This window comes from Synechocystis sp. PCC 7339 (assembly GCF_019924095.1).
GTDB lineage: Bacteria > Cyanobacteriota > Cyanobacteriia > Cyanobacteriales > Microcystaceae > Synechocystis.
In genome coordinates this window covers 71926-91976 of sequence record NZ_CP063660.1, presented here as the reverse complement: position 1 = coordinate 91976, position 20051 = coordinate 71926, and the positions used below count along the sequence as shown (strand labels likewise).

At 47.0% G+C, this 20051-nt stretch carries 24 protein-coding genes and 1 pseudogene; 10 read left to right on the top strand and 15 right to left on the bottom strand.

The features are described from left to right. Window positions 1-76: 76 nt before the first annotated feature. Both IQE94_RS18295 and IQE94_RS18290 read left to right on the top strand, forming a co-directional pair. Window positions 77-685, top strand: coding sequence for a hypothetical protein (locus tag IQE94_RS18295; protein ID WP_223343317.1), 609 nt, complete (start codon window positions 77-79; stop codon window positions 683-685). A gap of 208 nt (window positions 686-893) precedes the next feature. Beyond that, window positions 894-1637: a hypothetical protein gene (locus tag IQE94_RS18290; RefSeq protein ID WP_223343316.1), complete on the top strand. Its 744-nt coding sequence runs from the start codon at window positions 894-896 to the stop codon at window positions 1635-1637. Here the strand turns inward: IQE94_RS18290 and IQE94_RS18285 are convergent. From IQE94_RS18285 to IQE94_RS18255, 7 genes are all read right to left on the bottom strand, one after another. After that, a complete protein-coding gene (locus tag IQE94_RS18285; protein WP_223343315.1) occupies window positions 1634-2566 on the bottom strand; it encodes a SurA N-terminal domain-containing protein in 933 nt (310 codons plus the stop codon). The genes IQE94_RS18290 and IQE94_RS18285 overlap by 4 nt on opposite strands. Beyond that, window positions 2493-3533, bottom strand: coding sequence for a hypothetical protein (locus IQE94_RS18280; RefSeq protein ID WP_223343314.1), 1041 nt, complete (start codon window positions 3531-3533; stop codon window positions 2493-2495). Before IQE94_RS18280 ends, IQE94_RS18285 begins: the two co-directional genes overlap by 74 nt. Before the next feature lie 94 nt (window positions 3534-3627). Further along, complete coding sequence (locus IQE94_RS18275) at window positions 3628-4707, bottom strand: ATP-binding protein (RefSeq protein ID WP_223343313.1); 1080 nt, start codon at window positions 4705-4707, stop codon at window positions 3628-3630. Between the two features lie 132 nt (window positions 4708-4839). Further along, window positions 4840-5868, bottom strand: coding sequence for a metal-dependent hydrolase (locus IQE94_RS18270; protein WP_223343312.1), 1029 nt, complete (start codon window positions 5866-5868; stop codon window positions 4840-4842). After that, window positions 5868-6746, bottom strand: coding sequence for an ATP-binding protein (locus IQE94_RS18265; protein WP_223343311.1), 879 nt, complete (start codon window positions 6744-6746; stop codon window positions 5868-5870). Before IQE94_RS18265 ends, IQE94_RS18270 begins: the two co-directional genes overlap by 1 nt. After that, window positions 6727-7107 carry a hypothetical protein gene (locus IQE94_RS18260; protein WP_223343309.1) on the bottom strand — a complete coding sequence of 127 codons (381 nt, stop codon included), beginning with the start codon at window positions 7105-7107 and terminating at the stop codon, window positions 6727-6729. The genes IQE94_RS18265 and IQE94_RS18260 overlap by 20 nt, the downstream gene beginning before the upstream one ends. 285 nt (window positions 7108-7392) lie before the next feature. After that, window positions 7393-7641 (bottom strand): hypothetical protein, encoded by a 249-nt coding sequence (locus tag IQE94_RS18255; protein ID WP_223343307.1) that lies wholly within the window; start codon window positions 7639-7641, stop codon window positions 7393-7395. A gap of 451 nt (window positions 7642-8092) precedes the next feature. On the opposite strand from IQE94_RS18255, the gene IQE94_RS18250 reads away from it, so the two are divergent. Next, window positions 8093-8344: a hypothetical protein gene (locus IQE94_RS18250; protein ID WP_190597172.1), complete on the top strand. Its 252-nt coding sequence runs from the start codon at window positions 8093-8095 to the stop codon at window positions 8342-8344. Between the two features lie 61 nt (window positions 8345-8405). Here IQE94_RS18250 and IQE94_RS18245 read toward each other — a convergent pair whose 3' ends face one another. Together IQE94_RS18245 and IQE94_RS18240 are read right to left on the bottom strand one after the other, a co-directional pair. Then, window positions 8406-8834 (bottom strand): type II toxin-antitoxin system VapC family toxin, encoded by a 429-nt coding sequence (locus IQE94_RS18245; RefSeq protein WP_212722503.1) that lies wholly within the window; start codon window positions 8832-8834, stop codon window positions 8406-8408. Continuing rightward, the gene (locus IQE94_RS18240; protein WP_212722504.1) at window positions 8806-9039 is read right to left on the bottom strand and encodes a DNA-binding protein; all 234 of its coding nucleotides are present in this window, start codon (window positions 9037-9039) and stop codon (window positions 8806-8808) included. The genes IQE94_RS18245 and IQE94_RS18240 overlap by 29 nt, the downstream gene beginning before the upstream one ends. 372 nt (window positions 9040-9411) lie before the next feature. On the opposite strand from IQE94_RS18240, the gene IQE94_RS18235 reads away from it, so the two are divergent. Further along, complete coding sequence (locus IQE94_RS18235; protein WP_223343305.1) at window positions 9412-9975, top strand: site-specific integrase; 564 nt, start codon at window positions 9412-9414, stop codon at window positions 9973-9975. A gap of 70 nt (window positions 9976-10045) precedes the next feature. Here IQE94_RS18235 and IQE94_RS18230 read toward each other — a convergent pair. Further along, window positions 10046-10890: pseudogene (locus IQE94_RS18230) on the bottom strand (IS630 family transposase). A gap of 84 nt (window positions 10891-10974) precedes the next feature. Between IQE94_RS18230 and IQE94_RS18225 the strand changes: the two are divergent. Next, window positions 10975-11289 (top strand): GNAT family N-acetyltransferase, encoded by a 315-nt coding sequence (locus IQE94_RS18225; RefSeq protein WP_223343304.1) that lies wholly within the window; start codon window positions 10975-10977, stop codon window positions 11287-11289. 14 nt (window positions 11290-11303) lie between these two features. Here the strand turns inward: IQE94_RS18225 and IQE94_RS18220 are convergent, their stop codons facing one another. Together IQE94_RS18220 and IQE94_RS18215 are read right to left on the bottom strand one after the other, a co-directional pair. Further along, window positions 11304-11930 (bottom strand): response regulator transcription factor, encoded by a 627-nt coding sequence (locus tag IQE94_RS18220; RefSeq protein ID WP_223343303.1) that lies wholly within the window; start codon window positions 11928-11930, stop codon window positions 11304-11306. A 100-nt stretch (window positions 11931-12030) separates the two neighbouring features. Beyond that, entirely contained in the window at window positions 12031-13962 is a 1932-nt protein-coding gene (locus IQE94_RS18215; RefSeq protein WP_223343302.1) for a GAF domain-containing protein, read from the bottom strand. Between the two features lie 227 nt (window positions 13963-14189). Between IQE94_RS18215 and IQE94_RS18210 the strand changes: the two genes are divergently transcribed. From IQE94_RS18210 to IQE94_RS18200, 3 genes are all read left to right on the top strand, one after another. Further along, entirely contained in the window at window positions 14190-14645 is a 456-nt protein-coding gene (locus IQE94_RS18210; RefSeq protein WP_223343301.1) for a DMT family transporter, read from the top strand. A gap of 151 nt (window positions 14646-14796) precedes the next feature. Further along, complete coding sequence (locus IQE94_RS18205) at window positions 14797-15381, top strand: cytochrome b (protein WP_223343300.1); 585 nt, start codon at window positions 14797-14799, stop codon at window positions 15379-15381. 95 nt (window positions 15382-15476) lie between these two features. Then, window positions 15477-16568 (top strand): alkene reductase, encoded by a 1092-nt coding sequence (locus IQE94_RS18200; protein ID WP_223343298.1) that lies wholly within the window; start codon window positions 15477-15479, stop codon window positions 16566-16568. A gap of 139 nt (window positions 16569-16707) precedes the next feature. Here IQE94_RS18200 and IQE94_RS18195 read toward each other — a convergent pair whose 3' ends face one another. Together IQE94_RS18195 and IQE94_RS18190 are read right to left on the bottom strand one after the other, a co-directional pair. Beyond that, window positions 16708-17190, bottom strand: a complete 483-nt coding sequence (locus tag IQE94_RS18195) for an IS630 family transposase (RefSeq protein ID WP_249214025.1) — start codon at window positions 17188-17190, stop codon at window positions 16708-16710. Between the two features lie 7 nt (window positions 17191-17197). Then, entirely contained in the window at window positions 17198-17602 is a 405-nt protein-coding gene (locus IQE94_RS18190; RefSeq protein ID WP_223341982.1) for an IS630 transposase-related protein, read from the bottom strand. A 45-nt stretch (window positions 17603-17647) separates the two neighbouring features. Between IQE94_RS18190 and IQE94_RS18185 the strand changes: the two genes are divergently transcribed. Both IQE94_RS18185 and IQE94_RS18180 read left to right on the top strand, forming a co-directional pair. Further along, entirely contained in the window at window positions 17648-18226 is a 579-nt protein-coding gene (locus IQE94_RS18185; protein WP_223343296.1) for an O-methyltransferase, read from the top strand. 153 nt (window positions 18227-18379) lie between these two features. Then, window positions 18380-19249: an alpha/beta fold hydrolase gene (locus IQE94_RS18180; protein WP_223343295.1), complete on the top strand. Its 870-nt coding sequence runs from the start codon at window positions 18380-18382 to the stop codon at window positions 19247-19249. 65 nt (window positions 19250-19314) lie between these two features. Here the strand turns inward: IQE94_RS18180 and IQE94_RS18175 are convergent, their stop codons facing one another. Continuing rightward, window positions 19315-19905: a TetR/AcrR family transcriptional regulator gene (locus IQE94_RS18175; RefSeq protein WP_223343293.1), complete on the bottom strand. Its 591-nt coding sequence runs from the start codon at window positions 19903-19905 to the stop codon at window positions 19315-19317. Between the last annotated feature and the right edge of the window lie 146 nt (window positions 19906-20051).

Here is a 20051-nt window from a genome sequence, read left to right as displayed (position 1 = left end):
CTCAATGACACTCCCTGCAATTATGAAATACAAAATACTTCCCAGTCTAGCCTTAGCTGCACTGGGCATAACTTCAATGGCCCCTAGTGCCTTTGCCAATCCAACGGTGGGGCGCGAAACCCGCACAGGAGACATATACGTTTCCGGTTTAGGTAGTTATCAATCCATCAAAGGTGAATATTCATCCCTTCCCAGATCTACGAATAAAAACGCCAACGAGTGCGGTGTGATCAAACTAAGTGGTTCCTCCGCCAGCTTGCCCATAAATGCCGGGGATACTTTCAAACTAAATGGAGGTGCGGACATTGCCTTTAACTCTTTGGTGGTGGAAGCAGAGCCAAAATGTTCCAACGGTGTGTTGGTGGGTAATCCTACTCCATCCGCCACCCTGAAAGACTCCAACGGTAACGTTTACTTCACCGGCCTGACCCCCTACAGCTCCAACGTGGTCACCTACAACAATGCCCCTACCCTGCGGAGTGTGAAGGCCTCCACCTGTGGCACAGCCCGGTTCTCCAACTCCGGCAAATACGTGGTGACCTCCGGCTCTTTGACCATCACTGATTCCGCCACGGGGTCAACCATCGTGACCATTCCCGATGTGGGAGCCATGACCGCCGTTTCCGGTGGGCCGATCTGCCGTAATGGTGCCACCTTCACCACCGCTGACTGGCCATCTCCCTAAATCCGTTTGCCCAGCACTGCTCACTCATTGGGGATCTTAGTCCCCTTTTTTTCTATGAAATTGTTACTTGCTTTAACGTTGGGGTTCTTCTATGTTCTTCCTATCCTTGCCCAAGCCCCTGAAATGCCGGAAGAACCTGCCCCATTGGAAGACACAACTATGGAGCCGATGCCTGATATTACTCTGCCTCCTGAGCCTCCAATCCCCAGTGGTAAGGGCCCAAACTGAAGAAAATCCCCATGATTCCCTCAGTCTTTACGACAACTATGACGACGGTGCGGAGGTGATCACCTTCACCGGCTTGGAACCCCATACCTACTATGAATTTATTGACCGGGGTGGGGGTTACATTGCCAAGGCCACCACCAACCATTGCAGTATGATGACCGTCAAAGTGCCGAAGCAATACCCCTTGGCCAGTCAGCCCTACAGTGGCCATGACAGTGGCATTTGGAACACAGGTAAATTAGTGAACGGCACAGCTTTCTTTTGGCGGAACCGACCGGATTGGGACAACATAGTTGCGGCTGGCACTGGGGCTGATATGACTCTGCCCGACCACCAGATTAATTGCGCTTACATTGTGGGACGATTTTCTTGGTTTGCCAAACTGAAAGACAACGTACTGATTTTCTACGCCGCCGACCGGGATATTCCCCCCAACTCAACTTTTTTTGTGCGCTTAGATGGGGGTGGCCCAGTGCCATGGAAATTCAGCCAAAGGAAGAAATCTAACGCCTGTGGCCATGTGGCTTTCAAATATTACTGGAGATTAACCGCCAGCACGAAAAAGCCTGGTTATGACCTGGACTATGCCGATGGCTTTGAACTGCGTAAAAATAACGTCTTGGTGAGAAACTATAACTGGGCAGATTGGTATAGATGGACGCCCCGCCCTATTTGTAGCAAGGGCAGATCCTACCTGACCGATAATGACATTCAGTATGACTAATCCTCCCCGATGCCCAGCACCAGCAATTTAACCTGTACCACCTGATTTCTGAGCCGTGACCATTCCCGAAAAGTTGCGGCTTTTTGCCGGTCATAACTACTCAGTTGGGCCAAATAGCGTTCACTGTCCCCTTCCCCAAATCGGTAGGAAACCCTGGCAATTTCGAGGCGTTGCTTATCCCGTTTGGCGATCGCCTGCTCAATTTGGAAAGCCCGGGCCAATTCCTCCAGTTTGAGGATTTCCACTGTTACCTGTTCCCGGAGTTTTTGCTGTAATTCCGCCTTATTGCGTTGTAGTTCGGCAATTTTGATTTGAATATCCCCAATGGCGATCGCCCGTTGTTGCTGGGAGTCGTTGCCGGCGTATTGTGACCAGTTGAACAAAGAACCCAAACCCTGGCCCAGAAAAGCGGCTGCTACATTGCCAAGGATGAGGCGGAAGGGATTATTAACCGGAGATTCCACCCCATTGCTGACGGGCCCCAGGGTGGAATAGAGAAAGACCTGGAGGAAAGGGGAAAAATTAGAGATGGCAATGGAGTCCAAATTCTTTTGCCTGGCCTCTTCCACAGCGGCGATACTCTCATCAATTTTGTCCTGGAGGTCTGCCAATAATCGAGAATTTTGGATGGCAGTATTTTGTAGTTGGTTAACACAGGATTCCGTCGCCACACTACAGGGCAAGTCCCCCAGCATTTGTGACCAAACATCTTCACTGATTTTTTTATCCACCAGGTCGTCCAGTTCAGGGTCAAGGAAAGGATTGGGTTGCCCCTGGGGGTCTTCCATTAACTCCGGGTCATCCTCACTGCCAATTTCCAGCAGATCTGGTTCCTCAATTTCCCCATCTTCCTCGTCAGTTAGTTGGGCTAGGGCCGGTGGTGTCCAGGTAAAGGGTAACGGCCAGCTTGCCGTCGGTTTGGCGGTCAAACTTAATGCGGCGAATAGTGCCAGAGTAAGGGCTTTTGACTTGAACGATGCCATTTAACTTTTCCTCCACAGCGGACAATTGCTCCCTTAGTTGGGCCAACTTGAACTCCCGGTCTAGTTTTTGATTGGCCACATTGATGGCCACCTGATTTTCTTCCTCTGCTCGGCGGGAAATGGTGATGCGGTGGTTATATTCCGCCAGTTCTCGGTTCTCCTTGGCGGCCCGTAACCTGGACTGGGCCTGTTCTAGTTCCCCCCGGGCAATGGAGACCTTACTTTGTAGATCAGTGAGTTCCTTGCGCCGGTCTGTTTCCACCTGAAAATATTCCGCTTGGAAGAATTTATACTCCGCTTCCTTGCCCTCCAGGGTTGTTTTGGCTTGTCGTAGCTTCTCGGTTTCGTGGGTCAACATCTCCGGCGGCAAACCCCGCAGGCCATTGACCGCATCAAGCTTGCGTTGCTGTAACTCAAAAGCCCGGTGGGCCGCTTCCACATCGGCCAGGGAACGCTCCACCTTAGCCTTGGCAGAAATGAATGGGTCAGCCTCGATCGCCGTGGCTAGATTCCGTTGGGCTTGGGCCAGCTTAATTTCCGCTAATTGAATGGCCGTTTCTTCCACGGTGTAGGAAATGGGGGGCAGTTCCCGCAGGGCTGGGGCCGGTTGTAGTAGGGGGACTAATTGACCTTCCACATTGGCGATCGCCAGCAGTCTTTCCCGTTTATCTCTTTCCAGTCGGGAGCGTTCCGCTTCTTTGTCCGATAACACCTGTCCCCGGTTGACTGTATCCCCTTCCCGCACCTTCAGTTCCGTGGGGTCGCCTAGGGTGAGGTTAATCTTGAGCCGGTTGGGGGTGCTTAATGGGTCACCACTTTGCCCTGGTGAGGATGTGATGGAAGACTGAGCCTGCAATGAACCCACCACCATCGACCCTAAAATTAAAGACAATAATAGTACGCGCCAGTTCATAGCATTTTGTCCTCCCTAAGAATCAAAAAGGCCAGGAGCAGGCAAGTGGCAAGGGTTTGCACACCAACGAAGGAAAGAATAATCAAAGAACTAATCATGGTGTATTCCTTTGGTAAAAGGGGACAATGTTAACTTTGTTGGCATTTTTACCAAAACGTACTAAGGATTCCAGGGGATTCAAGCTGGCGATCGCCTCCTCGGAAAACCTGAAGGTACGGGCAGTGACGGGTAACTCAGAGGAATCAACCGGAAGAATCAACTTAGTGAACGTATTGGTCAGCACATCCTTGGAAATATGACGGGAAGACTGGGAAGCCACCCACAGACCCAGCCCATACTTCCGGCCGTCCGCCGCAATTCTGTCCAACGCTTTGGAATGGCCTAATTCCTTGGCTTCATCTATGAACAAGACCGTTTTCGGGGTGGGAATGCCATGCTCCCCAGATAACCGATGGTCATTCATTAACTGTTGAGCTAACGCATCCCCGGCGATCGCCTGTAATTGGGGGGGAAGTTTGGACAGGTTCCAACGGGTGAGGGTTTGGTTCAGGGGCTGGGTTTTGTTGAAAATGCCGTACTCAAAAATGGTGGATAACTTCAGCCTCAGTTTTTCCGCTTCCTTATCTTCCCCGGCCATTTCCTCCAGCAAAGCTTCCAGGTCACTAAAATTTGGTGGCACTTTTAACCAACTTTCATGGGACTCCTGGGAGATACCCCGACGGAAGTAACAATGCTTGAAGCAGTCCAATAGTTTTGCTTCCTGATTGGCCCCCAAGGTTAGGGTCTTTTTGAACAGCATGGCCAGCTCAATGGCCCGGAGGTTAGGGCCACCCCCTTCTTGGTCAAGGTTCAACCGCATGGGGTTAATGCCAGCATTGCTTTTCATGTTGACGTGGTAACAAGTCTCCCCCGGCAATTCCTGATCTCCGTGGAAGTCAATGATGACAACGTTTGCTAACCTACTCACTTCCCAGGCGATCGCCTTCAGGGTTTGGGTTTTGCCGGCCCCGGAACCGCCAATTATGCACCCGTGGGGATTGGCCACTGTGGCGGGGTTCCAATAAATCTGGTCACCGATTAACACCCCTTCCTGCTTGGTGGGGAAAATATTACTAGGGGTTTGAGTATGGGTCAGTCGGTTGAGTTGGGGACGTTTGCTGGGGGAAAAAGTCATGGCAGTTATTAGGGGTTAGTGTTGGTGAGTTGAGAATCCCCCCTGGCCCCCCTTATCAAGGGGGGAACTGGATTTGAAGTCCCCCTTCCAAAGGGGGATTTAGGGGGATATTAAATTTGGGATATTGGCCAATTAGCGTTTTTCAATGGTTTTGATAGTGACCGACCCCCTAACGTATTGGTCTTGGAGGAGGTGGATCGCCGTTTCGATGGGGGCATGGTCGAGGGTGACAAATCCTCCGGCCTGGCGGATGGGGGCAAAGGCAAAGGCGGACTGTTCCAGCCTTAAAACACTGGGGTCATCAATAGTGAGCTGGCCACTGAGAAAAGTCATGGGTTGGATGTAGTCTTCCAGCAGGTCGGGCGGTTCATCATCGAGGTAAATGGTGTCAGTGGTAATCACTGCGGGTTCCCCTTCCCGGCCTCGAATGCGATTAACAATGATCGTGCTGTCCGCTTCGGTGCCCACTTTCACCACCTGGTCATCCTGAAGTACCAGAAAGCCCTCGCCGTTGGTGGCAATTATCGGGGCCTCTTCTTTGATTGGCGCACGATTCCCGGCCCAAACTCCCTCATACTCGGCATAAATTATCTGGTTACCCCCCTTGCGGTTGTACAGTTCCGTCACTCCACTGGGGGCGGCAATCAGGACATTGAAGTTTTTCACCAAACCGCCCGTGTTATTGAGTTGAAAAGTCCAAACGGCGATCGCCACCACGAAGACCATCAACCAATATTCAGCAGCACTGCCGGTGGAAATTCTTAAGTTACGGTTCCCAGGACAAACACAGCGCACCCCCAACGGGTAAAACATTTCCACCCCGGATTTGGTGAAACAGTCCAAGAACCAACCGGCGAAGTAACCGATATTCAGGGCATGGACAATTACTAGGGGAATGGCGGGGATAGCAAACCAAAGGCCATAGGAAACCATTGCCAAGGTGAAACTGGCCAATAAGGAATGGGTGGCACTGCGATGGGAAAATCTTTGCTCCAGGGGTCGAGAAATAAACGGTAATATCCGACCGGCGGGACTGGTGCTGATGTCAATGTCCGGCAATAGACTGGCGATCGCCCCAATCAGAATGGGAACCGGGTTGGTGGTTTGGACTGCCATGCCGACGGAAGCCGCTCCTACTAAGAGGTGAGTAATGGTGAGCATCAGTTGCTAATCCTCCTTGATTCCTTCGGTAGGTAGTAGGAAAGTCGGGCTACCCCTAGGAAAATCGCTCCCCCAATGCCCGCCAAAATATAGAGGGATTGATTTCCCGTCCCCAGGCCAATGAAGCGATAGCAGATAAAGACAATGCCCACCAGGAGCAGTAATGGGGTGATGTCAAAGTATCTGCCATGGTCACCCGCTTCGTTTTGGATGCCCAAAAAACCCTCCTCGATGGCCCGCTTGGCCAACATGGGATTGCCCCCGGCCCGGCTTTGGAGCTTGGCAATTTGATGGGGCTTTAAATCTGACCCCAGGTTAATGGCCTCTTTTTCCATCAAGTCTCGGATCTGATATTCCGCCAGGGGTTTGAGTTCAATCCTGGGGACATAAATAAACAGGTCAGTGCGGGGGGGATTGGTGGCCGCCAACAGAATGGGAACCCCCACATCCTTGAGCTTCTTGAGCCAAAGCCGAAATTTGACTTCCAGGTAATGGGCATCGTCAAAGATCAGCACCGCCCGATTAACGCTGAACCACTGGATTAATTCCTGCTTAAGCACTTCCACCGTTTTGCTCCTACCTTCCAAGTTTTTGATATCGACCCCGGCCATGTCGGCGATCGCCATCAGGATGGTTTTGGGGGTAGCGGGTTCAAAGTATTCGCACGTTACTCCATCGGACAAAAGCCGTTCCCAGACCTGGCGCACCAGATAGGTTTTGCCCATACCCTCCCCCGATGTCACCAACACTGAGCGAGCGGAATAAAGGGAATGGAGCAGACCTTCCATCTCCGGTTGCCGATAACAACTTTCCCCGGCCGGTGGGGCCAGCTCCTGTTCATCCCACTCGTCCCCATCCCTAGGCCGCCAGTTGACCATGATTCTGGTTGCTCTGATAAGCCTTCGCCTTGGTAATCCATTGGGAAGCCACCACTAAAGGATTCTGGGGCTTTGGGGCGCACCGCGTAGCGGATCTCTGCGAGATCGCCACCTTGGACTGCTCCACCTGGGCTTGGAGATCCGCCGGTAAATGTTGGGGATTTTTGAGGATTTCAGCGGTTAGTAAATTCTGGGCAATTAGTATCCCCGCCGCTTGATTTTGGGCCGCCCGGATCAGCTCAGCGTGACCCAGTTCCTCGTCCCCTTCTAGGGCATCAAAATTGATTGCTTCCCCATACTGTTCTAGTTCCCCCTCATCAGTGACCATGGCCAATTGACCGGGCTTGGGATAGTCAGCCATTCTGCCCCCTCACTTATCCAGCGGTGGAGGTTATCAAGTTCAGCCATTTGTTCATTGGACAAACTGAACAAATCATCAACTTTGTCCAACGAATAGCCTAAATATTTCAGCCGATTAAACACCGTTGTCCGGGCTACCCCGTAGGACTTTTCCAGTTGTTGTACAACGTCACCTTTGGACTTTCCAGCGATGGACATTTTTTTAATCTCCCAAATATTTTTTTGTGGAACTTGTCGTTTAGGGGATTCTATATGACAATTTTTTTCTGTCAAGTCCAACGCTGGACTAAATTTGTCCAACGTAAAGGAGTAAAAATCCAGCGGCAATCCGCCGGACAAATTGCCCTTTTCCAGTGGACAAAATCTTGTTTTCGCTGGACAAACGGTGTAAATGTCTAGTGATTTGTCTAACGCTTTTGTTGCACAAACTGGACAATTCTTCCTTGGTCTTTGGACTGTCCAACGCATCTAGTATTAGTTGGCGGACAACTTCACCTTGTTTATGGGTAGGCCAGTCGTGGGAGTTAAATTCCATAGTGAACTCCTTAAAATTAGTAATTTATATTGTCCAATAGCTAAATAAAAATGACCACAAAGATTGGAAAATTTAACTTTCTTTAAAGCTTTATTGATTTGTCCACTAATGCTCTGACAACTCTGTTTAATCGCTGAATTGATTGTTGGGGATACTGTTTAAATAGACTCTAAAATGTAACGATATTTACTAATTGATGTAGGGAGTTTTAGCCAAGGAAATAGACCCCAATAACTTTTACTAGGGGTTTCAAGACTGACGATCTCTGCCCAACTTTGACTAAAACAAGGGGTAACTTTTTGATATTCCTGGTGCCATGGTTGATCTCAAAATGTGCCCTGAACAAATTCCAACTGTCGTTCCTTGACTCTGATCCGTTACCCTAAAAGCAGAAAGGGAGAGCCACTAACTCTCCCAATCCATTACACAAATCTAATAGGAAGTTTAACGTATGTCTGACCGACTAGATCGCATTGAGGCTCTGATTGAGTCCAACGCCAAGAGCATTGAAGCATTAACAAGCAAAGCTAATCAGGATAGTTCCCTTTACCGTAAAGACCGGGCCCACGTCTTTGAATGGATGGCAAGATTAGCGGCCGCCCAAGCTGATTTTTATGAGTCCCAATCGGATTACCTGGATCATCTACAAAGAATTGAGGACAAACTGACAGAGATCCTTAACCGGACAACTCCCAACCCTTAACACTAACCTAATCGCTATTAGGCTAGTACAGCCCTGACTAAAGTCGGGGTTTTTATTTGGATTATTGATTGCCCCTGAAAGGATTAAGCAAACAAACTCCTGTGTCAGCAAAATCCTTAACATTACGGGTAACTAGGGTCAGTCCGTAACTAAGGGCAGTGGCGGCGATTTGTTTATCTAGAGCGTTATGGGGATGAGGGACTCGTAATTTTCCCCAAACTTGAGCCTCAAAGATGGTGAAATCTAGGATCTGGTCAGCGTAATCAGCAATGACAATTTCCAACCACTCCTCCAACAAATTGGCTTGTTGATCATCTCCTCGATGCCTGATTAATTCCACACCCCGCCGCAATTCTCCAATGGTAATCACACTCAAATAGAGATGCTGAGCTTGTTGGAAAAATGCTAGTACGCCGGAGTCAGCCCTATCTTGCTTCCGTAGCTCACTAATAACGTTGGTATCAATCAAATATTTGACTGGTTCTGTCATCCTGTATTCGCTCAAAGTCTGAGTCATTGCCCACATCGGGAATCTGGCGAAGCACCTCCGCAAAGGATTTTCGGGGAGGTTGCAATAGGGCCTGTTCTAGGATTCTGCGATGCTCTGCTTCGGCACTGATGCCATGTTGCCCCGCCCGCTTTTTCAGGGCCACCACCACCGCTTCATCAATATTGCGGACAATTAGATTCGCCATACACTACCTCCAGCCCACAACAAACTCTTGCTTTTGGTTATCACTCGAATGATAGCATTGATAGCGCTTGCTCATTTACCTACTTTACCTGTACATGGATGAACCCAACAAGGAAATGAAATTAAGAATGATGCAGTACAAATTACACCATTGAGAATCACCTATAACCCTCACATTTGGCTTTTCAGGTTAACTACATAATTTTGCCAAGCAAAAAGGCATATCAGACGATTTTGGCGATGATGGTGGCTTTCGGAATTTATCAACTGAGAATAATTAGCAATAATTTATGTTGAGCGATGGGGAGTTGGAAAAATTCCACGATAGAATTAGGGTTGTGGAAGCTATTCAATATTTTCCGCAAATTATTGAATGAAAATTAACCGTCAGGGACAAGCAAAAGTATTAACAGAGCAGGAACTGCACAACCTGTTCACCGTTGGATTGCTCACTCCCCGCGATCGCCTGTTGTTTGGCATTTGTCTTTACACTGGTTGCCGGATTGGGGAAGCTTGTTCTTTGGCTTGGGCTGATGTAACTACTGATGCCATGACTTTCCGCATCGAAAAAACAAAGACCAAATCCAGTCGCACTGTGGCAATTACCCCAGCATTACAAGCTTTGTTTGATCAGTACCGGGAACAACAATGCTTTAGGTTTCCCTCTGCCTATGTATTTCGGGGTAAACGGGTGGGGTCACATTTGCATCCTTCCATGGCCCACAAAATTTTGAAAGCGGCAACGGATAGGATTGGAGTGAGGGGAGTTTCTACCCATTCTTTCCGTCGCACTGCGTTAACGATGATGTGCCGGAAGGGAATTAATCTACGGGTCATTCAGAAAATTAGTGGTCACAAAAATTTGAATGTGTTGTCCCACTATCTGGAGGTTTCTGAGCAGGAGAAGGAGCAGGCCTTGTCTACGATATCGTTTTAAAGTCTAGTTAGTTTCCTGCCCATACCCGTAGCACTTTTGTTTTATAAATAGTTAAATTAACTATAGGACACTATGCTACACAGTAGTTATGAATGATTTCATCTATACTTACACCTGGAGAAGCGTATGTTCTTGCTCTTTTCAATGCACTAAAATCATGCTCTATGTCATTAAGATCTGGCGAGTAGGTAGGTAAAAATAAAATTGTATGTCCTGCCTCTTCCACTATTTTTTTAATCCTAGTCTTTCTATGAATAGGCGCATTATCCATAATTAATACCGATGGAATTGTTAATGCAGGTATCAGGTATAATTCAAGCCATCTTTCAAAACCTTCGGCATTTAAACTTTTAGTAAATAGCATCGGTGCTATCAGCTCTTTTTTATTTTTTCTTCTACCTGCCACAAAGTTTTCTTTTTTTCCTCTCTTTCCTTGCTTTTCTCCATATACTCTTACTTCTCTTTTTGACCATTCGTACACTGAAGAGGCAAACTCCTCAAAACCAGCTTCATCTACGAATACAAGGCTTGCAACCCCATAAATTAGAATTAGCTCTTTCAGGATTTTTTGATATTCTGCTCTTTTTTCTTCATCTCTTTCTTTATATAGAAACTGTTTTTTTGGGTAATTCCCATTTCTTTAAATCTATATGACAGTGCGCTAGGAGTTACACCGAATTTCTTTGCTCTCTCTTTCATCGGCGTATCCGGATTTTCCATCACATCTTTCTCTAGCTCTTTTATATCTATCTTCCGACGCCGGTTCTTTACCTTCGTTGGTTCCAGATTTTCCCGGCTTAACCATCTATAAATTGTCTCTCTACCTACTTTGAATATTTTTGATGCCTTCGTTACACCATTCCCTTCTTCTAGAAAACTTATTACTCTTAGCCGTAAATCTAGATTGTATGCCATAAGTTGCTTATTAGTTTAGTCATTATTCATAATGTAACATTATACATACCGTCCGCCCCACTCTTATTTCAGTTGGCTATAGTGTTGGAAACTAAACGGTTAATTTTGCGAAAAATGACTCCCAATGACGTGGACGATTTACTTGAAATCCCCTCTGATCCAGAAGCGATGCAGTTCTATCCACAACCGTTTGACCGCAAAATGACCCAGGCATGGATTGAGCGAAACATCCAGAGGTATGCCCAATACGGGTATGGACTATGGGCACTAATTTTTAAGGAGAATGGCAAACTGATTGGCGATTGTGGTTTAGTAGTGCAGGAGGTTGATGGTGTTGAAGAAATAGAAATTGGATATCACATTCGTCGTGATTTATGGGGACAAGGTCAGTTTTCCTAAATTTGTTGCTTCTTTTAGAGATTTGCTATGCCGCGCTTGAGGGCTACCAGCACAGCCTGGGTGCGATCGCCGACATTTAGCTTTCTCAAAATTCCGTTGACGTGAAATTTCACGGTGCCTTCGCTAACCATAAGTGCGGCGGCAATGTCCCCGTTAGACTTGCCTTCGGTGAGCTGCAGCAGAACCTCCTGTTCTCGGGGGGTTAATTGAGGGCTACCCATGCGTTCGGCTAGACGAGCACCCACTTCAAGAGGGATATACTTTTGCCCAGCATGAACCAGTTGTACCACCTCTGTCAGTTCTTTACGAGTGACATTTTTCAGGAGATAACCGCGAGCCCCAACACTAAGGCCACGGTAAATGTCTTCATCTCCGTCATAGGTGGTAAGAATAATAATGCGAACGTTGGGATAGACCTGACGAATGGTGGCGATCGCCTCCACTCCTCCCATCTCAGGCATTTTTAGATCCATTAGCACTATGTCGGGCTGGTATTTGTGAAATAGACTGATTGCCTCTAGTCCCGTACTTGCCTCGGCCACAACATCAATACCTATCGTCTGTTGCAAAATCATGGCCAACCCTGACCGGACCACCGGATGGTCATCGGCAATTAGGACTCGAATGGGGGAGTTAGACATAGGAGGAGAGGTAGCAACACCTCCGTGAGGAGTGAGAGAAGAGGAAAGAAGATCTTTTTGGTGATGAATCATGGGTTGTCGAGTGTTATAGGGGAAAATGCTAGATCAGGAAAGCTTGGATCGAAACCTGAGTACCTTCCCCCAGAGCGCTAGTGATGCTGAGTTGAGCACCGATGCGATTACAGCGCTCAGACATACTAACCAGCCCAAAACCGCCGTTGCCCGCCTTGGGATCTATCGGCGGCATAAAACCACAGCCATCATCACAGATGGTGAGCAGAATGCCTTGCCCTGTCTTAGAATCATCCTCATAGGTTAGGTCAATGGTAATTGTCTGGGCCTGGCCATGTTTAAGGGCATTGGTGATGGCCTCTTGCCCAATCCGCAACAGGTTCATGCTGACGAATATTGGCAGCACGTAAGGACTCCCGTGAACATTGACTTCGATTCGAGTGGCTGTATTACGGCTCATCACTTCTAAACTTTCATAGAGCAGTTGTGCCAAGTCAGCATAGTCCGTGGTGGCCGGATAGAGTGCCCAGACCGATTGGCGAGCTGCCTCTAAACCAGCGTCAGCCAGGTCTTTAAGGTGATTGAGAATGCTACTTAGAGTAGGGGAGCTTTCCCCCAGTAATGGTTTAGCAGCCTCTAGTTGCAGAGAGATACCAGTAAATGACTGGGCTAGAGTATCGTGAAGCTCGCCGGCCATGCGGTTGCGTTCTTCTAGAATAGCGGATTGTTTGGCTTGTTCAGCCTTGATGAGAGCTTGTTGTGTTCGTTGCTGCTGAATTGCACTACCGATACAGTTAGCGGCAATCTTTAGAACGGATAGTTCCGACATGTCTCGTTGTTTGACGTCCCGGCAATCGTCGAAGATCAAAAACCCCCAAATCTGTCCTTCCAAACGAATGGGAACACAGTAGATAGCTTTAGCCTGCACTGCTTCAAAAGCTTCCCAGAAGACTTCAGGCCACTCTTTCAAAACACCCCCAAATCCATCACTTTGAAATAATTGATGCAGAAAACTCTCTGCCCCATCACTACTGATCTGCGAAGAACTGGGATGGGAAAGCTGCGGAATAACCCCTTCCCTTACCCATTCATGGCTGATGGCGAAGTAAGAAGGGTAAGGTAACGCATTATCCATACATTCCAAAACTTTGACGCGATCCGTATCTAAGGCTTCCCCGATCAGTCGCAGAACGGTATTAACGGCATCATCAAAGTTAGGAGCGGAGAGTAGAGTGTTAGCAGCAATCGCTGTTGCTTCTAGCAGACGATCCCGCGCTTGCAAAATCTCATTGGCTTGGGCTAGCTCAGCCACCCGCTGCTGCTCAGTTTGGAGCAATAATTGCTGATTTCGCTGACGCTCAATGGCGCTGCCGATGCAGTCAGAGGTGATTTTTAAAGTTGATAGTTCTGCCTTACTGCGCTGTTTAGTTACGCGGCAATCATCAACCCCAACGATGCCCCACAAATGACCGTTGACAGAAATAGGAATCGCATAGAGTTCTTTAACACCTAGCTGGGCCTGCACACTCTGAAAAGGTTCTGTCATTGTGTCAGTGGAGCGGTGCACCGGCTGGCCCTCGAAAAACTGATCGTAAAGATCTTCAATACCTTCAAAGGTTCCTCGAATCCAGTCTGGATTTGACATTTGCGCTGGAGTACCAGGAGATGTCCATTCATAGAGCACTTGCCACTGGGAGAGAAGAGCTGATAGGGGCTTAAAAATTTCGATCACGGTCACCCGGTCTGTTTCTAAGCCTTCTCCAATCATCCCTAAGACAGAATTGATGGCGTCATCAAAATTTTCAGCGGTGAGTAGGGTATTCGCGGCGATCGCAGTAATTTCTAGCAGACGATCACGGGCCTGTTTACAGGCTTGCTCGTCCAGATGTTGATAGCCCATAACCTCTGCTTGCAATAGGGCAAAGGATGTTTTGCAGGTCTCTAGCCGCGATTGAAGCAGAGCGTTTTCCTGCTCTAGGGCGGATAATTTTTCCAGCCAGCGGATTGAATCTGTAGTCATTGGGGAACTCGCTACAAAAGCCGGACTTTATTTTTACTATACAGGCTTCAAATTTGGGGAAACCTAACCAAAGTTAGGGATGCCTACCAACTTATGGGCAGTGGCTGCCCTGATTAATCAGCCAGTTGATTACCAACTTTCGGCTAGCGACAGGGCATAAAACCTGTTTTAAGCTTTAGCCAGGGTTAAAGTTACGACTGTGTTTACCACTTCCAGGAGCTTATTTAATGACTGGCCGCAGCATCTTTTTACTCGCAGCCCTAGTCGGAGGAGCAGTTTTACCAGTTCAGGTAGCGCTCAATACGTTACTGAGGCGTTATGTAGGCGAGCCTATGCAGGTAACATTTATTTCCTACCTGGCAGGTGCGCTTGCTTCCTTGGCAATCTGTATTTTGGCTCGTTACCCATTGCCGGTGGTTGCATCCTTAAACCAGACCTCTTGGTGGATGTGGGTAGGGGGCTGTTTAGGAACGTTTTACGTGTGGTCAACAATCTTTGCCACGCCCAAAATTGGAGCAGCATTAGCCCTGGCCCTCACGATCGCCGGACAGATGGTTGCAGCTTTGTTCCTTGATCATTATGGGGCAATTGGCTTAGTACGTTACCCGGCTAGTCCGACCCGTATTGCTGGGGTGGTATTGGTAGTGTTGGGGGTTTCGCTAGTAGCTTACGTCAAGGCTTGAGTATTCAGTCAGACGTTAATGTACCATTTTCTCGCCTAGTATCTGACTATACTATTGATCTATAGAGCCTTCATTTCTGGCCAGACCTTTGCGAGCCATCTCACTCTTTACACATAAATTGGTACACTCTCTAGCTTTTTGATGAAAAACGATGTCTTCCCACTCTTGGTTCTCATTTTTTCAGCCTCCTGGTCGCCTAACCTCTGCGTATCAACACCTGATGGCACTTCATTGGAGTATGTCGTGGTGTTACTTTTGTTTATTTTCCACAGGATTGATTATGGCGGATTTGTCACGGGAGGTTCCCATTCGCTCTGGTCTATATGATTTTCATAAAGGATTGGGAGTTTTTGTAATCGGTTTACTACTCTGGCGCATTCTAGTTTTGTTGCGAGTCTGGTGGAAAAAGTATTCTCGTCGTACTCCTCATTTCTCAACGACATGGTGGCGCAAGGTGACCCTACATTCTCTTTTGTATTTATTCATGCTGGCTGTTCCCCTCAGTGGCTTATTTTTTTCCAACTCTTTCAAAAGCAGTAATGTTTTTTTTCTGGGAATGACTGTTCCCGATTTATTTTCAGAAAACGAAGCTCGTGTTGACCTGGGGCGATCACTCCATTTTTGGTTGTCCTATCTCTTCCTCGCCGTTGTCGTTTTACACGTTTTTCAGCAACGTAAAGTTGTCAGAGCAATCTGGCGACGGTGGAGAGAATTTTTAACCCATATTCGCATTTAAATGAAAGGACTAGAAGGATACTTTTGATGGAAATCCCATAGCACCGAAAACATCTATTTAGTTTATTAATCTCAACTCACTGGTAAATATTTTTTATGCCTTCTTTATTTGACACATACCAACTTGCTGATCTGCCTTTAAAAAATCGGGTAGTGTTGGCTCCTATGACCAGAGCTAGAACCGCTGATGATCGGGTTCCTACGCCCTTAATGGTGGAATATTATCGTCAACGGGCTAATGCAGGCTTGATGCTAACCGAAGCCACAGTTATTTCTGAGATTGGCAATGGCTGGAACCATACCCCTGGTATTTATAACGAGACCCAACTAACAGGCTGGAAACCAATTGTAGAGGCTATTCACCAGGCTGAGTCTAAAGTCTTTCTGCAACTGTGGCACTGTGGCCGTGCTTCCCATCAATCTTTTCATCCCCATTTAGGTTTGCCCGTTGCTCCCTCGGCGATCGCCATTAACGGTGACTATATCCACACCCCGGATGGAAAACAGCCCCATCAAACACCCCGACCATTAACCCTTGAAGAAATTGCCGCCACGGTGGAAGATTATCGCCAAGCCGCCGTGCGGGCGAAGGAAGCAGGCTTTGATGGGGTAGAAATCCACGGAGCCAACGGCTATTTGATTGATCAGTTCCTGCAGTCTAAAACCAATCAACGCACCGATGCCTATGGGGGGAGTTTAGAAAATCGGTTCCGTTTTTTACATGAAGTTACTGAAGCTGTTTCAACGGTATTTCCATCCCAACGGGTGGGGGTTCGTCTATCTCCCAATGGCGTTTATAACGATATGGGTTCTCCAGATTATCGAGAAGCTTTTCCCTATTTTGCACAACGCTTAAACGCCTACAATTTGGGCTATTTGCATATCGTAGATGGTCTAGCATTTGGTTTCCATAATCTGGGAGAACCATTAACTTTAGCCGACTTTCGGGCGGTCTATTCGGGAACCCTGATGGGGAATTGTGGTTATACCCAAGCCACGGCAGAAAAGGCGATCGCCGCCGGAAACGCTGATTTAATTGCTTTTGGTCGTCCCTATATTTCAAATCCAGATCTAGTACAACGCTTTGCTAATGGCTGGGCTTTAGCTCCAGACCCTGATCCCAAGGTTTGGAATGGGACAGAGGGAGATTATTCAACAGGATATACAGATTTTCCAGCCTATATCTAGCAACCCACAATTATATTTCACAAACTGGGCAGAAAAGTGAATATGCAACGGATTTTCTGCCCATCTACTCTACATGAAAAATGTAAATGTACTAAATTGATTCAGTAAACTATTAATATTATAGCAAAGGACGAGATAGTTAGGACAGTTCTCTCAACGCTATATCCAATGCAGAAATCAGCGATTCTCCATTACTAACAAGTTGGGAAACATAACGTTTTAGTCTCGCCCAGAACTTCTCAATTTTGTTCAAGTCTGGTGAATATGGTGGTAAAAATATAACCTCACACCCAGCTTTTGCTACCAATGCCTTTATTCTTTCTTTCGGATGAAAGCTTGCATTATCCATGATTAGTATCTGACCTGGTATTAACTCTGGTAATAACATTTCTTCTATCCACGTGCATACTACTTGAGCGTTACAGTATCCTTCAAATATCATTGGAGCTATTGTTGTTCCATTCCACCAACAACTTATTATGCTGACTCTCTTGGTTCTATGTCCTAATTTGCTCGCCTTTAATCTCTCTGATTTATGACAGTACCCATAGGGGTAGTCTAGAGTGTCATCTAGACCGGCTTGATCCATATAAATCAGTTTTTCTGCCGCATATTGCTTGATTTCATCTTCAAATGCCTTTCTCTCTTCCTCTTCTATTTCCCTGTAAATATAAGTTTTTTTTTCTAGTAAACCCTATTTTCTTTAGAGCCTTACTTATTCTTATTCTACTTACAGGCTCTGGCCATTTTTCTGCCATTTGTTTTTGCGTTAAATGACCGTTCTCCTCCGCAAATTCTCTGAATTTATCCAAATCATCTATTTTCGGTCGTGGACCACGCTCATAATCTCTCTTCGCGGCTACACTTCCTGTTTCTTTCTTCTTTTTTATCCATAGGTCTAAGGTGTTGCGACTAATGTTCAGTGTTCGGCAGACATGGCTTTTCTTCTCTCCTTTTTCTACTGCACTTACCGCTTTCTCTCTTAGATCTACACTGTAGGGGGCTGGCATCGCTTTTTTCCTAACTCTTTCCATACATTATGTCCTAATCTTAGCAATCTTTGCTATATTAAACAACCAATGAATGATAACGACAACCTTAAAGAACCCCCAATGGTAGAAGCTATATTGCGTGCCAGTCTCAAGGCAGAATTTTCAATGCCATCTGACCCACTCATTTGTTCATTGCTTCGGACATTGGCTGCTACAAAGCCTTCGGGTAACTTTCTTGAGCTTGGTTCTGGAACAGGTTTGTCAACTGCATGGATTCTAGATGGAATGGATCATGATTCATCACTAATTACTGTTGATAATGACGAATCGTTGCTCTCTATTCTCCGTAAACATCTTGGTCATGATTCCCGTTTAAAGGTTGTCTGTGCAGATGGTGATGACTATCTTCGCTCTTTGTATCTCGAAACCTTTGATTTCATATTTGCCGATACCTGGTCGGGCAAGTATCGTCTTCTTGACGAAACCTTAAAATTGCTCAAGCCATCTGGGCTTTATGTTATTGACGACATGTTACCCCAACCCAACTGGCCAGAAGGGCATGGAGAGAAAGTTGCAGATCTTATTGCCAAACTTGAGCGTAATGAGAACATACGGATGACAAAAATGTCATGGGCCAGTGGCATTATTCTTGTAACTAAAATCTAACATTGGTACACATATCGTGGTCAAAAAGTCGAGAGTAGCCCCCTGAAAGACTGGATTACTTACGTTGGAGTCATCCACTGAAGAGAGTTACAAGGTGATAATTAACGCCTTGATTCGGACTATTCAATACATTCGTCATTAAAAAGATAAGTAATGACCATTAAATTGCCAGCAGATCAATACATTCAAGTTGATGGAATTAAGACACGCTATTGGGCATTAGGGGAGAAAGGGTCACCCGTTTTATTCATTCATGGACAGGGAGGAGCAGTCGATTATTGGTACAGAAATGTATTTACAATCGCTCAACAGCATCAGGTTTATGCTCTAGATTGGGTTGGATCGGGCAAGTCTGACAAACCTCAAAAGACTTACACTCTTGACGATCTGAGTCGATTTATTGTTCGCTTTATGGATGCGGTGAGATTATCCCATGCCTCTCTGATTGCAGGTTCTGTAGGTGGCATCCTTGCCTTGAAGATTGCACTACAGTTTCCCGACAAGATAGACAATCTAGTGTTGATTAGTATTGGTGGTTTAGGGAAAGAAGTCGCATTTCCAGCAAGGCTAACCTCACTTCCGGGTGTGGGAGAACTGCTAAACCATCCTAGCCCTAGAGCAGCAAAATTTATGATGCAACAATGTGTTTATGATCCATCCCCTTACTTAAGCAATAGCGAGTTTATGGGTTTGGTATTGCGGAATATGTCCTCGGAGATCTTACAATTCCAGACTCGAACATTTCGGACGATGGGAAACTTTTTCGGGATTAAATCAGAGATTTGGCAACCCATTCGAGATCGTCTATCAGAGATACAGTCACCTACACTGATTATGTGGGGAAAACAGGATCGAGCATTTCCTGTTGGCCATGCTGAAGTAGCAGCGCATGGTATTCCTAATGCTAAATTACGGTTGTTCGATCAGTGCGGACATTTGCCATATTTGGAGTACGCCGACGAGTTTAACCGAGCAGTGCTTGAGTTTCTACCGACTCACTCTAAGCGCCAGCAGTCCATATGAGGTGAGTGACCCTGCTCCATCAGAACAAGCTTAATTTATCATTGATTTGCAATGCTTGTCTACTACTAAGACTGTTGCACTTTAGGAACAAAGTTCCCGGAATGGCTCACCCTTAGCGTCGCCAAAAATGACTGAATGCTCTGCTCACCTCGTTCTGCATTGCCCGTGGTCAAAAAGTCGAGGGTGGCTCCTTGAAATAGATGAAACAGCGATCGCGCCACTGCTTCATCCCCCGTCAGCGTCGTCAGTGACTTAATCCACTGCTGATTTTCGCGCTCCAGAAACTGCTGAGTTTCGGTATCGCCCTGCATCGCCCGCAGGTTGAGATCCATCGTCAGCTTTAGCCAGCCCTGCATCTCTGGGGTAGTAAATTGCTTCCACATCGCCAGCAATGACTCAGCAATGGTATTGGCATCAGCTACGGCTGTGTTTTGTAGTGATTGGAGCTGTTCGCGCAGACGCACCTCTAGCCGGGCAATTACCTGGCGCTCTAGCTCTTGCTTGGAGCCAAAGTGATAGATCAGCATGCGCCCACTGGTGCCGATACGCTTGGCGATCGCGTTGATGCTAGCGTCCAGCGCACCCGCCTCAATGGCCACTTCCAGGCACTTTTCTATTAACTCAGCTTTCTTTTGGGGTTCGGTAGGGCGACTCATGGTTGACAGTTAGCGTAATAGCTATTACATTTACGATTACCGTAACGACTGTTACGGTAACACCGTTTCAAAGGTAAACACCATGAACATAAAAGATCGCTTGAGCCTCGTGCTGGTTGGGTTTGGCATTTGGGCGGCAGCCACTG